Below are 15,494 nucleotides of genomic sequence, written 5' to 3'. Positions count from 1 at the left end.
AATATTCAATACTATACACTCGGTTCCAAGACATTCAGTTCAAGGATACAAGGCTATAGTGAATCAGCTTGCAGATTTATCTGCTTCCCGAAGCCAGTTAATGGCTTCAATAGAATCTTCGAAATAGCGCACTTCACCACTGATAAACCAGCTTCCGACTTTGGACATAATCGATTGCCACCGTTCATTACCATAGAACGCTATTTTGTTAAATTTTCTCCCATGGCGCAGCCCGAGTTTAAGGTCGTCCCACGCAGCATGCAGATCCCAGCCTTCAAATTCTGTCCCATCGAAGAAAACATTAACGACAGGATCCGTTGTGCCTTCCAGGGCTGTTTCCAATAATGGGGTGATTTTTTCATAATCTTCATGGGTCAGCGTGCCGATTGCTTTCATTTCCATGAAAATTTGGTTCTCATTTTGTTCAATTTCAACATGCACACCATGTAAATAGCTCATTGTAATTCCCTCTTTTTTGCCTTTATCAAACAAGTGTAGACCGACGACGCCTATCGTCAGTGCCTTTATGAACGCAAACTGCCCCTGCACATTTCGAATAAGCACAACCATATTGCAGGGCGTGGATGCAAGTGCAAGTGCAAGTGCAAGTGCAAAAAATCAAAACAAGTGGAAAATCATGTCAGAAAAGATTCATTTGGCGGGAAAAGAAACCATTCAATGCAGGGAAATATCATGTCAGCGTGGTTTCATCATGCAATAAAACCACGCCTAAATATATGAATTCATTTTAATGAATGACCATTGCCTCAATAGCAATGAGTTGGGATGGTGCCAGTTCAGATTTTCCGGTAAATAACCCAGGCTCTTCATAATGAATTTCGACTTCACCAGGTAGACTTTCGAGCAACTCATAAAGTTCGGCGAGTTGATCATCTTCTACCGACTTGGAAAGAATCACTTCCGTTCTGGCAATTTCAGAGAGCTGATAACCTGCTCTTTTAACTGCTTGTTTAAGGGCAATAATCTCCATCTGCGTTTGTTCAAACAAACATTTGCTCCAATGATATCGTGTGGAATCATCAGCGCTGTTAACTGTTCTAACAAACACCACATCTTCTGTCGATGCAAACAGACAAGCTAAAGGCAGCTTAAATATTGGTAAGACATTTTGGTGGAAAGTGCTTTTGAACCCCATACCGTACTCCTTTATAAAAAGATATGGAACGCATATCACATACAATAATCTTAGACCTATATTTTACTTTGCTCTTAAAAATTATGTTGTTACGTGATTGAGAAAACTCTTCAGGATAAAAACATGTGCAACAAGTTTAAATGACTGTGAAGTTAAACCAGCATGTTTAACACCAGCGTCTTACACGATGGCAGTATTTCTCATACCGCTCACCAAACATGGCTTTCAGGACTGTTTCTTCCTGCGCAATCTGGAAGTGGTTCATGTACATAACAAACACGCCGATCATCAGCACCGCTGATAGGGCTGAAAAGTAAATGAAAGCCGCCATGAGAAGACACAGTAGAGCCAGGTACATTGGGTTGCGAGAGATCCGGTAAATACCCGTTGTGACAAGGGCTGATGTTTTTGCGGGTTTATGTGGGTTAACCGTTGTTTTCGCTCTGGCAAAAGACATGACTGCAGCCAGTCCAATAAGCGTCCCCGCCAAACAGAACATTAGCATCAGCATACGCTGCCCGGCAAAGTGAAATTCGTACAAAGGCATTAATTGTGCCAGCAAATACATGCCAAAAACCGACAGCAGTAAAACTAAAGGGGGTGGCAGCCGTAAATACATAGTGCGCTCCTTATTGGTACAAAGCTCTGACTAATCAGCATTTTCGATTGCTTCTGCTTATAAGTATGGGCGAGAACTCTCAGTTCTGACAACGTCCATCGTTCTGAATTTATTGCACTAACAATTAAATGGCTACTGGCCACCGTCCTTAATCCATTGCAGTCGCACTGCGCTCTGGCTAGAATCACCGCTTTGATCTGCTTCTGGTATTCTCCCATGCACGAACTGAAATATTTACAGGGTTATCCTTCACATCTAACTGACCAGATCAGCACCCTTATTCGAAATGATAAGCTAAAGGCTTACCTGTTGAATAAATACCCTGAAGCACATCAGGTTCAATCTGAGAAATCGCTGTATGATTTTGTTATGGCACTCAAAAATCAGTACCTTCGAAAATCTGCCCCCATCAGTAAAGTGGCCTACGACAGCAAAATTCATGTTGTTAATCATGCTTTAGGATTACACAGCTTTGTCTCTCGCGTGCATGGCAATAAAGTAAAAGCGAAAAATGAAATTCGGGTTTCGACCTTGTTTAAACAAGCGCCTGAGCCAATGCTTCGTATGATCGTGGTACATGAGCTGGCTCACATTCGTGAGAAAGAACACAACAAGGCGTTTTATCAGCTTTGTTGCCATATGGAACCGCACTACCACCAACTTGAGTTTGATACCCGTTTGTTGCTGACCCAGATGGATCTGGACGGATCGATATACTCAACCGCCGACTCTTAAATGTGACATTTTGGCCGTTTGATTTATAGCCGCGGCATTTATCCACTACGATTTTTGGCGCAGCTTTTGACGCAGCAGCAAGCCCAAACTGCATGGCAATACGGACACGCCCAACCTCGTCAAAGCAGTTGGGCGTGTCTGACTCAGTAGCAGTCGTTAACGGACTATCAAGATAATTGAACGCGAGTCAGATAAAAACCTGCGGAAGATCAGGACTCAAACAACCATGCTTTGCTAGCCTGTCGCCGACAATCGTTGAATCGCTGCCACAACGTCATTGATACTCTTTTCAATATCCTGAATCGCCTCATTCGCCGCCTTAACCCTTTCCATACTGCTTCGGGCACTGGCAATGATTGTCGACATAGAATCCACGGCTTGAGAGGTCACTTGGCTGTTTTGCCTAACAACATCTTCAATTCTGACGGTAGATTCATTGGTACGAGCCGCCAACTGTCTCACTTCATCGGCAACCACTGCGAAGCCTCTTCCCTGATCTCCAGCTCTAGCCGCCTCAATTGCCGCATTAAGCGCTAATAAATTGGTTTGATTAGCAATCGCCGAAATAGTGTCTACCATACTGGTGATAATCTGGGACTGAGCCTCCAGTTGCGAAATCACGTCTGAAGTTGCATTCAGGCCAGCAACCATTTCGGACATTTTCGCAATTGCCTGATGCCCCGACTCACAACCTTCGGCCGACAGCTGGCAGGTTTTTACGGATAACTCGTAAGCCAGTTGATTATTTTCCTGCTCCAGCAAGACCGACTGGGTGATATCCGTGGCAAATTTGATCACTCTGTATAATTGGCCATTAGTATCAAAAATCGGGTTATAAGTTGCCTCTAGCCAAAGACGATCCCCCGCTTTATTCACCCGTTCAAATTTGCCGCCCAGGAACTGCCCTTGATTCAGTTTTGCCCAAAATTGCTGATACTCCCTAGACTGAGCATATTCCGGTGAAACGAACATACGGTGATGATGTCCCTGTATTTCTTCCAGGCGGTATCCAACGGCCCCGAGAAAATTTTCGTTGGCAAACAGAATATTGCCGGACAGGTCGAACTCAATGATAGCCATCGATCGAGAAACCGCTTTCACCTGGCTTTCTAAATGGTGATGGGCCATAACCCGCTCGGTGACATCGGTCGCCACCTTGATGATCTTACACACCCGTCCTTCCTGATCATGCACCGGGCAATAACTGGCTTCTAGCCAGACTTCCCGACCACTTTTTGTTACCCGTTGGAATAATCCATTAATCGGGACACCCGACGCCAATTGGTGCCAGAACTCTCTGTATTCCTGGCTATTCCGGGTATGCTCAGTACAAAACATACGGTGGTGTTTACCTTCTATCTCATCAATCGAGTATTCCATCACGCTCTGAAAAAGTGGATTAGCCAAAAGGATCTGACCGGATGGGGTAAATTCAATAGAGGCAAATGAGTCTGTAATTGCAGTCAATAACTGATGAGATTCATGGTAAAGATGGGTAACGGATAAAAGTGTTTCCTGAGAAACCGTATTGCGTTTCAATAGACCAAACATCGGACATTCCCTGTCATCTATACATCTAAATAACAATATAGATGAACAAATGATTCCTTATGGGAATTTTATATAAAAGGAACGTGTTGAGATTTAATGACTCTTGGGATTTAAAATGCGTCTACTACAATATGGCTATGCTTTAAATCCAGTTATAAACATGATTTATCCTTATTGACACCTTTATTTTTAAACTGATTATCTAAAACCACATTTTTTGACCGAGAACTGGCTTACTTGCCGGCACGTTTAACTACCCAAAAATGCTTTAACCAGTTTTCATTTTTGTGACCTGTCACGAACTATCACATTAATCATAGAAATCGTTTCACAAAAAAAGCGCCATCATTTTGGCGCCTCATGCACTCTCTTTCTTTCAAATAAATTAAACCTGGTAAAAACGACGATGCAGTTCCTGGATATCATCCGCTAATTCCAGTACTGGGCCTTCCACTTGAGCACCTGGTACTACATCCTGAATGGGTAATGCTTTTACAGGCGCTGAGGGGACATTCCACTCCTGCAGCCATGTCGATAACTGTGCCGATGAACTGACATAGACAATACGTCCCAGCCCTACCCAGCCATGTGCTGCCGCACACATCGGGCAGTGTTCACCGGAGGTATATACTGTCGCTTTTTCTCGCGCTTCAGGCGACATGTTTGCTGCTGCCCAGCGAGCAATAGCAAACTCAGGATGCTGGGTACGATCGCCCCCGGCCACACGGTTACGATCTTCAAATAAAATGGTGCCATCTTCTGCCACCAGCAAAGAGCCAAACGGTTCATCTCCGGCGTCCAAGGCTTCCTTAGCTAAGGATATACAGCGTTGCAGATACAGCAGATCATTTCCCGTTATCATGTCTCTCTCCAGAGTTTAGGTAAGATGGTATAGGTATCAAAATGAAAGCCAACAACAGAATGAATGATGGCTGCTAGTGGAAATTGATAACTGGAATGACTACCCCAATCACGCCATTTACAAACCATTTAACGCTTCATACCATTAATTTGCTTATAAAATAGCACCGTCGCGTCGAGTTGTCCGTCAGAGCTTCGCGCAAAGTCCGGTATCTGACCTGCTTCGATATACCCAAGCTGGCGATATAGTGTGGAAGCGATATCACCAAGTCGGGTATCCAGCACCAATAGTAGCAGTTCAAGCGATACCGCCACCTCTTCCAGTGACGCCATTAGCTTTTTGCTAATCCCTTTTCCTCGCGCTGAAGTATGCACCATCAACTTTTCTACTTCACCACGATGAGAACCATTCGCTTTGGAACACAACCCCAGCTGAACTGCGCCCACTACCATACCATTTTCTATTGCCACCCAGAGTTTTCTTGTACCATTCGCTAATTCGCCCTGAACATCCTGCCAGTAGCTGTTTGCTTCAGCCTGTGCTATTGGCGCAATAAAACCCACAGATGCACCGCTGCCGACACAGTCCTGTAATAACTCCCGTAGTTGATTTTCGTAACCATCAACGGAAGAAAGAGCAATGATATTCATGAAAACAGTCCTTGTTGTAATTGAAAGCGTAACGCTATTAAGAGCGACCATTGAGCCTGGCCATCAACAATATATCGATAAACTGGCCATTGACGAACACGGCCTGTTTTTTCGCACCTTCAAGCTCAAAACCAAAGGTGTTATACAGTCCTAAAGCAGCTTCATTATTGGCATGAACTTCCAGTTCAATACGCCTCACATTCAGCCAGTTATCACAATAATCGATAAGGTGTTGCATGAGTTGTCGCCCTACACCTTGCCCCCTACTGCGTTTAGACACCGCGATTCCAAAAGACACAACATGTCTGATCCTTGGCTTATTTGATCCGATGATAGCCAGATGACCGAGTATTTCACCATCATCAGTACAACAGACAAAATTGTACTGATCATCTGTAAACATGGCTTCAAAACGATTGCGAGAGATGTAAGGTAAAAAACGATTATTCGCGACAACCTCCAAATCTGAATAAATAGCATACAACGCGTCAAAGTCTGCAGGCTGTAATGCGCGAATCACCATACTTTCTCCCTTTGTTTATGAGCAGTTCTTTTTAATCCATTCATATTCCTGCTGGCAGCCAGCTTAAGCCCACAGCTTTATCCGGCTGCAGGAACAGTATTAGAAACTATCAGATACATATTGCATCAGCAATGCTGTCAGATACAGACCCCAGCCATATATAACATGGGTGATAACACTTCTAATTCTGGCTTTTAAGGGAGATGGCATCTTCGCAGCCGCTACCCCTAATCCAAATGCGGGCTGCATAATCAAAAAAGGAGCCGACACGCTGATAACGCCAGCCATCACAGCCGGCCACAATGTAGGGGCCGATAGCCATTTTTCGCCGACCACTGCAATCAAAATTGCGGCGAACAAAATGCCAATCAGATAATGGGCTCCCCATCCGAGTACGGTTTCACCTTTCACATCTGACGCGTCAGCAATCGAAGCATGCGCAAATTCACCATAGGTCATTCTCCCCAGCCACCGCCCGACCATTGCATAGTTCAGCGTCGGAACGCCCAGCACATGACGCTGAAACAACGCCCATGCATCCATCACCACTGTCGCGCCCACACCCAGAATCACAGCCTGAACAATGAATTCATTCACCCCAGATATAACCATTCCCTGCTCCTTTGATACAGTGTTACCGTTGTAAGATTGATTCTGCAGCCATACCTCTCACCCGATTCTCAGCGAAACTGTCACGATCTATTCAATTAGATCTAATCATTGGGATCATGTGCATATCCTGCTACAGTTGCATCGTACAACTTAAAGTCAGATTGAGGTCAAGTATGGAATGGCTCGATATTGGTGAAGTCACCAAGCAGACAGGATTAAAACCCTCAGCTTTGCGTTATTACGAATCCCGTGGATTAATCCGGGCAGTTGGCAGAAAAGGATTACGAAGACAATATCACCCCAAAGTGATTCAGCAGCTATCGCTTATTTCACTCGGAAGAATGGGAGGCCTGACACTGGAAGAGATCAGTGAAATGTTCACTGATGACGGCCATCTGGATATTGATCGCGCCGTACTACTGAATAAAGCCAATGCACTCGAACAAACAATCCGCCAATTAACCAAAATTCAGTTAGGGTTACGGCATGTTGCTGAATGCCCTGAAGAAAACCATTTACAATGCCCGTCTTTTCAAAAAATGCTGAAAGATGTGCATCATGCGGAAGACCCATCGATCCTGAAATAAATTCAGTACTTTCAGCCCCCTTTCAATCTATCAGTTGTTGAGTCAGTGTGACTCTACGTGCAAGTTTCTTCTTAACGATAACAAATGGCCAGAAAGATGAAATATCACACTCAACGTTTCAGCGATTTGACGACACTGTCAAGCCCTTCAATCTTAAGTGCCAGTACCATCAGTAAACCCAGCTCACCTTCCGGGAACCCTTTCTTTCTGAGCCCAAAGAAAGCAAATTTCTTCTGGCGTTTCTATTCAAACCATCGCGGCCTAACTATAGATATCTCTGCACTGTATACTTTGCTAAACTCCGCCCTTTGATGAGTAAGGCCCCTAAAATGATGACTGACGAAGAGAGAATCGAACTGCAACAAAACAACCCACTGCACGGGTTAAAGCTAGAGACTATGTTGCAAGAGTTGGTGGATTTTTATGGCTGGGACATTCTAGATACAGCCATGCGCTTTAATTGCTTTAACACTAAACCCTCGATTGCAAGTAGCGTGAAGTATTTAAAGAAAACCGAATGGGCGAGAGAAAAATTAGAAAACTTTTACCTTTATCGCTTTAAGCGCATGCCACGCGCGAGCGAAGAAGAATACAACTTACCACCGAGAGCTCGAACTTTTCCTCATGGTCTTGAACCTAAAGAGCCGATGCCGCTAACCGTTGACTCTATTCTTAAGTCACAAGCTAAAGCAGCATCCTCATTTAAAAAACGCTCATCTCGTGGCCGTCCGACACGTCGCTAGTACACTTCCTTAGAAAGCAATAGAGCCCTGCTGACGGATCCAGCAAGGCTCTATTGTTCTTTAAACGGATCAACGGCAGCGAGTGACCAACTGGTTAATCTCCGCCCAAGAAACTCTCGTAATTCGACTAACTTGTAGGTTACGTCTTCTACTGATTACGCTTTTTCTTCTTTTTACCCGTTCCTGCCGGCTTTGCACGCGGCTTCATCGGTAAAAAGTAGGCTTCACTTTGGTCGTCTTCCACTTCAAAGCCTTCTACCTGCTCGCGTTCAAGCTGGAACTTATTTTTCTTTTCTATCACTTTAAAGTGGTGGTAGTCATCGTAATCGATAAGAGATAGACCCAGACCCACTTCACCCGCACGGCCACTGCGTCCGATTCGATGCATATAATCAGCAGGACTACGCGGAAGATCGAAGTTAATCACCACTGGCAATTTTTCAATATCAAGACCGCGTGCTGCGATATCGGTAGCAATCAGTACTTGAATCTCACCAGACTTAAAACCCTCAAGAACGCGAGTACGAGCGCCTTGCCCTTTGTCACCATGGAAAACTTCAGCAGTGATGCCTCGTTTTGACAGTTTCTGAGCTAGGTGGTTACAGGCATTTTTAGCATTCACAAAAATTAAAGTCTGTCGCCATTGATGCTGTTTGATTAGGTGCGCGAGTACCGCCGTCTTCTCACCTTTATTGACACTAAACACGCGCTGCACCAAAGTGCTGGCTTCTGCACTCTGTAGCTGAACTTCAACAGGATCGTTAAGTAAGTGCTTAGCCAAAGTCGTGACTTTCTCAGGGAAAGTGGCAGAGAATAGCAGCGTCTGTTTCTTCTCAGGCAGTAAAGCAAGAATCTTATTGAGTTCTTCGGTAAATCCTAGGCTCAACATACGATCAGCTTCATCAAGCACGAGCGTTTTTACTTGGTCTAACTTAATCGCGTTACTCGATACCAGATCAAGTAGTCGTCCCGGCGTTGCAACAATGATGTCACAGCCACCACGCAGCGCCTGCATTTGCGGGTTCACGGATACGCCACCAAATACGGCAACCGTTTTGATTATATCTCTAAGATGATATGAGTAGGATTTAACGTTGTAGGCTACCTGCGATGCCAGCTCACGAGTAGGAACCAAAATCAAATGAGAAACGAAGTTGCCACGACGAGCATTTGATTCACCTTGCTGAAGAATTTTCTGCAAAATTGGCAGCGAGAAAGCGGCGGTTTTACCTGAGCCCGTATTGGCTCCGCCTACCATATCCCTGCCGCCAAGCACATACGGGATGGCATGAGATTGAATAGGTGTTGGTTGGCTATATTCTAACACTTCTAGTCGCTCGACTAAGGTTGGAATCAGGCCAAGGTCGGCAAATGTCGCTTGCTGTGTTTTATCTGTCATTACGATGAGTGGCTCAGTACTGGGTAAAGGCCGAGTATCTTATGCTATTTAGCGCGAGGGTGTTAGCGATAATGAGCCAAACAGAAGATTGACTAGAGAAGAACTATCGGGTCAGGTATTTCCTTTAGCTAGCATGAGTTAATGTTTTTTATAATCAGAACTCTACTATTCACTATGGAGGCGGTCGCGACTCACTTTGGGGCAAAAAGGAGTCAGCCAGACAGTCTTACTCTTTTGAAGAAAAACACATTGTATAGTGGGAAAAATTAAGGTTACCGATGTAGGTCACATCCGCTTCAAAGGTTTCACGACGCTGTCTAGCCCTTCAATTTTCAACGCTAAACACAGCTTTAATAAGTCACCCAACTCACCGCTCGGCCAGCCTTTTTTATCGAACCAAAGCAGATACTCTTCAGGCAGATCGATGATGACACGCCCGCTGTACTTTCCAAACGGCATTTTTACATTAGCCAGTTTTACTATTTGCTCTTTATCAAACATGTGAGTCACTACTTTTGCATGTTGTTTTCAATCGGTCTGATCATATCAGAAAAGACATCTTTAAGCCTTAGTATGCGGAATGTCACTTAGTGTCTTAACACAGTGCTTCAGCCTCAACACAGAGCCTCAACACAGAGCCTCAACTTAGTGCCGTAACATGGAGCCTTAACATAGGCAACATATAGGCTGAAATATGTAGAATTAGCCTGATAGGGCTCAGGCTTGCATGTCTCGATAAGAACGGCATTCCCGATCACTTTCCTGCAAACCGAATTGCGCAGCCATCGTCGTCAGCTGTTCACGGTAACTATCCAGTTTGGCTTCATCGTCAGTCATAATGGCAAACTCCGCAAAGTCGCCAATACCTGTAAGACTGTCTACTGTAATATGAAACTCCCCCACAAAATAAATACTGCGTGTTTTACTGGTCTGTAGCACAGGAGCAAGCCCCATCGTCAGGAGCATACTGCAGGCTTTATTGGCATCGGTAATATTGACCGCTTCACAGCGATCCGGCTCAGGCCCCTTAACAATCCATAGCTGAATACCGGAAGGCGACATGCTACGGATAGACACCGACTTTCCCTATTTGGCATAAGTCCGGGAAGGTGTATCAAAAAAGGTATCCGATTCAACATTTTCTTCCAGCATCACTTCATGTGGCATCTGTTTCAGCTGTGCCAGAAAAGCGGACTTGGATGCCAGTCGGTATTTTAATTCAACTTCGTATTTCCCTTGAAAATGCTCACTACTCACGGGATACCTTCTTTAAATTGTCGTTACTTAATGATTTGGTCAGGTTACGCTGCCGCAGTCCATTCCACAGATGTCAGTATGTGGTCACCACATACCACTGCTGCACTGAACACTGCGCCAGCATTAATTTTCCCCACCCCTGCCGGAGTCCCCGTCATAACGATATCGCCATTTTCCAGCGTCATGAATTTCTGTATCTCAGCCAGAACGACGTCAGGTTTGTAAATCATGAGGTCTGTTGTACCACTTTGCGTGAGTTCACCATCAATATGAAGCGTCAGGCCCAATGGCGTTTCCTGCAATGCATCACTCACTGCGGGACTGATAGAAACAAACGGACTGAACAGAGCCGCGCCGTCAAATGCCTTGCAACGATCCCACGGCAGCCCCTTTTCCTTAAGCTTGTTCTGCACTTCTCGCTTAGTCAGATCCAGCCCCACGGCAACCGCAGAAAAAACACCATCCTGATAGAGGTAAGCCAGCTCAGCTTCGTAATGTAACTCATCGCCATTATGAGAAGCGGCAAGTTGATTTGTTATTGCAGAATTTGGTTTGGAAAACAGCACCATTTCATCGGGGATATCATTGCCAAGCTCATGGATGTGAGCGACATAGTTTCGACCGACACAAATAATTTTACCGGGGGTGACAGGTGTATTTTCAACGACTACTGTTTTCATTGGGCATCCTTGTTTACTAATCACAGTGCTAAATAATCCAGGCTCTGGATAATTTAAATATTCTAAACATCAGCATCTTGGAAGATTCATCCATGCACAGGTAGCCTCAAATCTGGAAAACGACAGCTATCACTTCGGCTAAAACTACAGCAAAAAAGCCTCAGGCATGGATCACGCCAAGCATGTAAAAATTCGCGGCGGTGACAGTTCTTAGTATCAAGTGCTATGAGCCAAGACAACCGTCAGAATCAATCCACGGTTGTCTATTCACACAACTCAAGCTGCTAAAATCAGCAACGCCAAAAGCAATAAGGCCGGCATCGTGCCGGCACTTAAGGTTGTTTCGCTATTCTACTGTTACTCAGAGAGAAATACTAAGTTTGCATTCACAGGAACTGAAAGCAAGATGGAATTCAGTTTGGCAATATCACGTAGTTTGTCCACACCGACATCCAGCCCAAATGCCCCTGCTTTTACTTCCACAGGTTTAATCGTCGAAACCAGTAAACCTCCATTTTCCAAACCGGTAATTTGTACTGATGCGATCAGGCGTTCATTTTTGCCATGCAGATCTAACGCAAATTCAACATCGGTCACTTCTGTTTTACCCGGCGCCAATGCTTTCAGCTTGGCGACGTCGACTTTCGCCATAGCTGTCGTGAAAGGGAATTTTTCAGTGTCGAACAGCTCTTTTTTCATCCTCTCATCGCGGATCTGAATATTGGTATCAACACTGTTCAGGTCAATGGTCAGTTTTACTTCGCCATCGTCAGAAATGGAACCGCTCAGGTTACGGAATCCGTGTTGCTCAAACACCGCGTCATTTTTAACGGAAGAGAAGCCAACGCTGGATTTGCTGCCATCCAGATTCCAGCCTGCAAACGCAGGTACACTGCCCGCCAGCATCAAACCAGCCACGGCTAACCCGCATATTGCCTTTTTCATCCCTAAAGCCATCATTCACCTCGTTTTTTGGTTTGCAATCCTAGAACTATAGGCCAGCTTTACCTCGTCGGTTAATGGGGGGGAAAGAAACTCGCTTCCCTTCTGCGGTTAAGATCGCAATATCAATCGGTTTCCCCTTGTCATCCAGGCGAATTTCTCCGATGGCGCTGCGGTTGATAAGGCGATGATCGTTATCCAGATCCGGATCGCGTTTGTATATTTTCAATCGCTTACGTTTGGTGAACCAGTTCAGTGGCGACCGCGGGCTGTACAGAATCCGATCCAGAAAGTCGCAGATACGTAACAGTCGTTCAGGAAATTCATTCTTAATGCCGCTGGCGGTAATCTGATAGATGTTCGGGCTACTTTTTCGAAAACGCAGCTTCACGTCATAGGCAAACGAGTAATGAACATCTCCGGACAAAATCACAAAATTCGTCGGCGTTTTTGGATGCGTAAATATGCTGATCATGGTATTGGCCGACCCCGGATGCGCCATCCAGTTTTCCGCATCCACGATTAGCGGACGCCCCAGCCAGGTCATCAGACGCTGTAACGTCTCGATGAATTTCACCCCAAACATCGGCGCCGCCGATACCACAATCACCGCCGACTCATCGATCAACTCCTGATGAAATTCCAGCAGCGCTTCCCAATCCATCAGCCCCGAGGGTTTATTCATTGTTGACTCAGAGCGCCAGCGTCGGGTGCGGGTATCCAGCACCACCATTTTCGGCGTCGTGGCAACGGTATAGTGCCAGCCTTCAAAGCGATAAAGATAATCAATGAAGCTATCCTGATTATCACTGTCAGGCTCATCAAAATAACGCATAGCGTGAGTCAGAAAAGTCTCATCAAACTTCTCAGGTGCGTTCCCCCATCCCTGACATAACCAGTAACTGACCAGGCCATTCCCGATAATACGGCGGGAAAATGGATCGCTGTATGCTGCCTGTTCCCAACCCACTGTCAGGTTCCAGTCATCAGTAATGTCGTGATCATCGAAAATCATATATGTCGGCAAATGCGCCAGCAGTCGTTGCACCTGCGGCAAGCCTTCAACAAACGCGGTAATTTCCGGGGTTTCTTTCATCCAGAGCTGCTGCCATTGGGCCGGCAACGTTTCTCCACCCCAGTTGAACTGGGATTCTTGCAGGCGCAGCGGATTAACACATCGCCATAAAACCGGCGACCAAACTAACAGATACATCGCCATGAATTCACTCAGCGAGATCAGGTGGTTCCCTGATTCGCGCGAGCTGAAAACCGGCACCCGGCGTCGCAGCCAGCGGCCAAGCGCTGGCAACTTATCAATAATTTCTTCTCCGCCTTCGAAATAATGCGGCAGAATTTTGTCACGCAGATAAAAGTTATACGGATGCTGGTACAACTCGGAGGCACTCTGAATTCTGGCTTTCTCAAACGTCTCATCATAGAGCCCCAACCGTTCAATGACTTGCTGGATTGCATCCAGCATGGCGCCTGCCACGTGATCGGCATAAATCTGATCGCCACTGAGCATCAGCAGTGATGGACGTTCTTCAATAGCCTGGCTTTCCAGTTGGGTATCCGCTGCCACCAAGCTGTCTTTACTTGGATAATGAGGGTTTCGGCAGGAGCCATGCAGAATATAATCTGCCCGCGGTTTGATGATGAAAGAAACCCGTTGCTCTGTACCATAAAACAAAGAAGGTTGTAATTTCGCCAGTGAACCAGATTGCGTCAGCAAATCATATTCCAGTGGCGTGTTCGCCGGGAATTCGCCGTGAAACGTTACCTGATATATCCAGGCATGTTGCCCGATTCGAACATGATGTCCGGATGCCAGATCCGCTTCAAAACAGGCTTCCTCTTCACTGGCACGGTGAAGTGTAAACGTGCCATCCAGTGGGGAAGAAACGGCCAGCCACAGCGTTAATTCCTGCGGTGTCACTTTACGTAACACCGGGCCCGCAAGAATCAGCGGCAGATCAGATACAATCGTTTGTAGTTGTTCTTGTGATGTTTCAGGCATAACCAGATGACTCTTTTATTCTTTTTTAATCACAGTACCAATAATGCGCGTGACGATCTATCCTCTGCCTGGGCAGAATCACATAACTTGACACCGTTTTTACCCAGCAGCTTCACTCTGTGGATTGCTCGCAGATACTGTTGCTCAGTCTTAAGTGGACCTAAAGCAAATAAGTACACTTAGCGCCCATTTTGCTGAAACAAGCGTGCCAGTTCTGTGTACAACCAGTTCATCACCCGTCCCTCACCTTTGTCTCGACGTTTGACCACTCCCATCTCTACCATCAGAGGCTCAGGAATCGCTTCCGTTGACAGCTCAACCAGATAAGGCGCATACCAGTCCTCCCGAATCACATGTTCAGGCACCAAAGCCCATCCAATGCCTCGAATCACCATCGAGGAAATCAGATAGTAGCTATCGATATGCCAGTAATTCGCCGATAGTGGCTTACCCTGACTTCGTCCCATACGATCTCGGATCACCAACTGGCGATAGTCGGTCAACTCACTAATTGTAGGGGCTGGATTTTTCGCCAGCGGATGATGCGGGGCCACCACCAGCGCATGTTTAAACTGGCCAATAGAGGTGAATTCCAGGCCATCCGGTAACGCAGACTGATGGAACACCACTCCGATGTCGGCTTTTTTCTCCGCAACCCACTGTGCAATGTCCTGTTGGGAACCATTTATCACCGTTAGTTTCAGTAGAGGAAAACTCTCTCCAAGCTGCGCAAACAGGGATTCGAACACAGTGATCGGCACAGCTTCGTCCATCGCGATAGTGAACGCACTCTCCTCCCCTGCCGCCATGGTCAATGCCCGTGACTGTAACCGCTGACACTGGGCCAATACGGCCTGAGCTTCTACATACATGTCCTCGCCGCGTACCGTTAAAACGGGCAGCTTGGCACTGCGATCAAACAGATCAAACCCTAAATCCAGCTCCAGATTGGTAATTGCTGTGCTGACACGAGACTGCGCTTTGCCTAACTTGCGGGCAGCAGCAGTGAATGAGCCTTGCTGTACCGCACTGACAAAGGCTTCCAGTTGGTCAAGAGTCCAGTTCATTCAATATCTTAGCTCTATCAATTTGAAAACGACTGAGGTGAGTGTAGTGAAGTTTGCGCGCTTTATCCATCCGATTTGCGGATGGTAACTAACT

Annotated in this window: 17 protein-coding genes and 2 pseudogenes; 3 read left to right on the top strand and 16 right to left on the bottom strand. The window is 45.9% G+C overall.

Features of this window, described 5'->3' with window-relative positions; genetic code table 11:
• Window positions 1-63: 63 nt before the first annotated feature.
• The 3 genes from PGW97_RS18975 to PGW97_RS18965 all read right to left on the bottom strand — a co-directional run bounded on the left by PGW97_RS18975 (window position 64) and on the right by PGW97_RS18965 (window position 1,775).
• Complete coding sequence (locus PGW97_RS18975) at window positions 64-459, bottom strand: STAS/SEC14 domain-containing protein (protein ID WP_047884517.1); 396 nt, start codon at window positions 457-459, stop codon at window positions 64-66.
• A gap of 289 nt (window positions 460-748) precedes the next feature.
• Complete coding sequence (locus PGW97_RS18970; protein WP_217394229.1) at window positions 749-1,156, bottom strand: hypothetical protein; 408 nt, start codon at window positions 1,154-1,156, stop codon at window positions 749-751.
• Window positions 1,157-1,322: 166 nt separating this feature from the next.
• Entirely contained in the window at window positions 1,323-1,775 is a 453-nt protein-coding gene (locus tag PGW97_RS18965) for a methyltransferase family protein (protein WP_047884518.1), read from the bottom strand.
• 216 nt (window positions 1,776-1,991) lie between these two features.
• Here PGW97_RS18965 and PGW97_RS18960 point away from each other — a divergent pair, with 216 nt between their 5' ends.
• Complete coding sequence (locus PGW97_RS18960; RefSeq protein ID WP_217394225.1) at window positions 1,992-2,510, top strand: M48 metallopeptidase family protein; 519 nt, start codon at window positions 1,992-1,994, stop codon at window positions 2,508-2,510.
• Between the two features lie 234 nt (window positions 2,511-2,744).
• Here the strand turns inward: PGW97_RS18960 and PGW97_RS18955 are convergent, their stop codons facing one another.
• The 5 genes from PGW97_RS18955 to PGW97_RS18935 form a co-directional block, all read right to left on the bottom strand.
• On the bottom strand, window positions 2,745-4,061 hold the full coding sequence (locus PGW97_RS18955) for a methyl-accepting chemotaxis protein (protein ID WP_273860444.1): 1,317 nt from the start codon (window positions 4,059-4,061) through the stop codon (window positions 2,745-2,747).
• A gap of 385 nt (window positions 4,062-4,446) precedes the next feature.
• Window positions 4,447-4,923, bottom strand: coding sequence for a nucleoside deaminase (locus PGW97_RS18950; protein ID WP_047884521.1), 477 nt, complete (start codon window positions 4,921-4,923; stop codon window positions 4,447-4,449).
• Window positions 4,924-5,051: 128 nt separating this feature from the next.
• Entirely contained in the window at window positions 5,052-5,573 is a 522-nt protein-coding gene (locus PGW97_RS18945) for a GNAT family N-acetyltransferase (protein ID WP_273860443.1), read from the bottom strand.
• 37 nt (window positions 5,574-5,610) lie between these two features.
• The gene (locus tag PGW97_RS18940) at window positions 5,611-6,096 is read right to left on the bottom strand and encodes a GNAT family N-acetyltransferase (protein WP_273860442.1); all 486 of its coding nucleotides are present in this window, start codon (window positions 6,094-6,096) and stop codon (window positions 5,611-5,613) included.
• 99 nt (window positions 6,097-6,195) lie between these two features.
• Window positions 6,196-6,708: a DUF2938 domain-containing protein gene (locus PGW97_RS18935; RefSeq protein ID WP_273860441.1), complete on the bottom strand. Its 513-nt coding sequence runs from the start codon at window positions 6,706-6,708 to the stop codon at window positions 6,196-6,198.
• A gap of 173 nt (window positions 6,709-6,881) precedes the next feature.
• On the opposite strand from PGW97_RS18935, the gene PGW97_RS18930 reads away from it, so the two are divergent.
• Window positions 6,882-7,295, top strand: coding sequence for a helix-turn-helix domain-containing protein (locus PGW97_RS18930; RefSeq protein WP_273860440.1), 414 nt, complete (start codon window positions 6,882-6,884; stop codon window positions 7,293-7,295).
• A 110-nt stretch (window positions 7,296-7,405) separates the two neighbouring features.
• Here the strand turns inward: PGW97_RS18930 and PGW97_RS18925 are convergent.
• Window positions 7,406-7,501, bottom strand: a pseudogene (locus PGW97_RS18925) (putative quorum-sensing-regulated virulence factor); the annotation flags it as partial.
• A gap of 123 nt (window positions 7,502-7,624) precedes the next feature.
• On the opposite strand from PGW97_RS18925, the gene PGW97_RS18920 reads away from it, so the two are divergent.
• Complete coding sequence (locus PGW97_RS18920; RefSeq protein ID WP_180795645.1) at window positions 7,625-8,038, top strand: VF530 family DNA-binding protein; 414 nt, start codon at window positions 7,625-7,627, stop codon at window positions 8,036-8,038.
• A 148-nt stretch (window positions 8,039-8,186) separates the two neighbouring features.
• Here PGW97_RS18920 and PGW97_RS18915 read toward each other — a convergent pair whose 3' ends face one another.
• From PGW97_RS18915 to PGW97_RS18885, 7 genes and pseudogenes are all read right to left on the bottom strand, one after another.
• Window positions 8,187-9,437 (bottom strand): DEAD/DEAH box helicase, encoded by a 1,251-nt coding sequence (locus tag PGW97_RS18915; protein WP_273860439.1) that lies wholly within the window; start codon window positions 9,435-9,437, stop codon window positions 8,187-8,189.
• Window positions 9,438-9,722: 285 nt separating this feature from the next.
• Window positions 9,723-9,938, bottom strand: a complete 216-nt coding sequence (locus tag PGW97_RS18910; protein WP_047884528.1) for a DUF3820 family protein — start codon at window positions 9,936-9,938, stop codon at window positions 9,723-9,725.
• 216 nt (window positions 9,939-10,154) lie between these two features.
• Window positions 10,155-10,694, bottom strand: a pseudogene (cyaB, locus tag PGW97_RS18905) (class IV adenylate cyclase).
• Window positions 10,695-10,738: 44 nt separating this feature from the next.
• Window positions 10,739-11,374 (bottom strand): fumarylacetoacetate hydrolase family protein, encoded by a 636-nt coding sequence (locus PGW97_RS18900; RefSeq protein WP_273860438.1) that lies wholly within the window; start codon window positions 11,372-11,374, stop codon window positions 10,739-10,741.
• 357 nt (window positions 11,375-11,731) lie between these two features.
• Entirely contained in the window at window positions 11,732-12,319 is a 588-nt protein-coding gene (locus tag PGW97_RS18895) for a YceI family protein (RefSeq protein ID WP_273860437.1), read from the bottom strand.
• Window positions 12,320-12,365: 46 nt separating this feature from the next.
• Window positions 12,366-14,333 carry an alkaline phosphatase D family protein gene (locus tag PGW97_RS18890; protein ID WP_273860436.1) on the bottom strand — a complete coding sequence of 656 codons (1,968 nt, stop codon included), beginning with the start codon at window positions 14,331-14,333 and terminating at the stop codon, window positions 12,366-12,368.
• 179 nt (window positions 14,334-14,512) lie between these two features.
• Complete coding sequence (locus PGW97_RS18885) at window positions 14,513-15,400, bottom strand: LysR family transcriptional regulator (protein ID WP_047884533.1); 888 nt, start codon at window positions 15,398-15,400, stop codon at window positions 14,513-14,515.
• Between the last annotated feature and the right edge of the window lie 94 nt (window positions 15,401-15,494).

Origin of the sequence: Photobacterium sp. GSS17 (assembly GCF_028621875.1) — a bacterium.
Lineage (GTDB): Bacteria > Pseudomonadota > Gammaproteobacteria > Enterobacterales > Vibrionaceae > Photobacterium > Photobacterium ganghwense.
The sequence above is the reverse complement of the archived record's forward strand: the minus strand, read 5'-3'. Positions and strand labels throughout refer to the sequence as shown.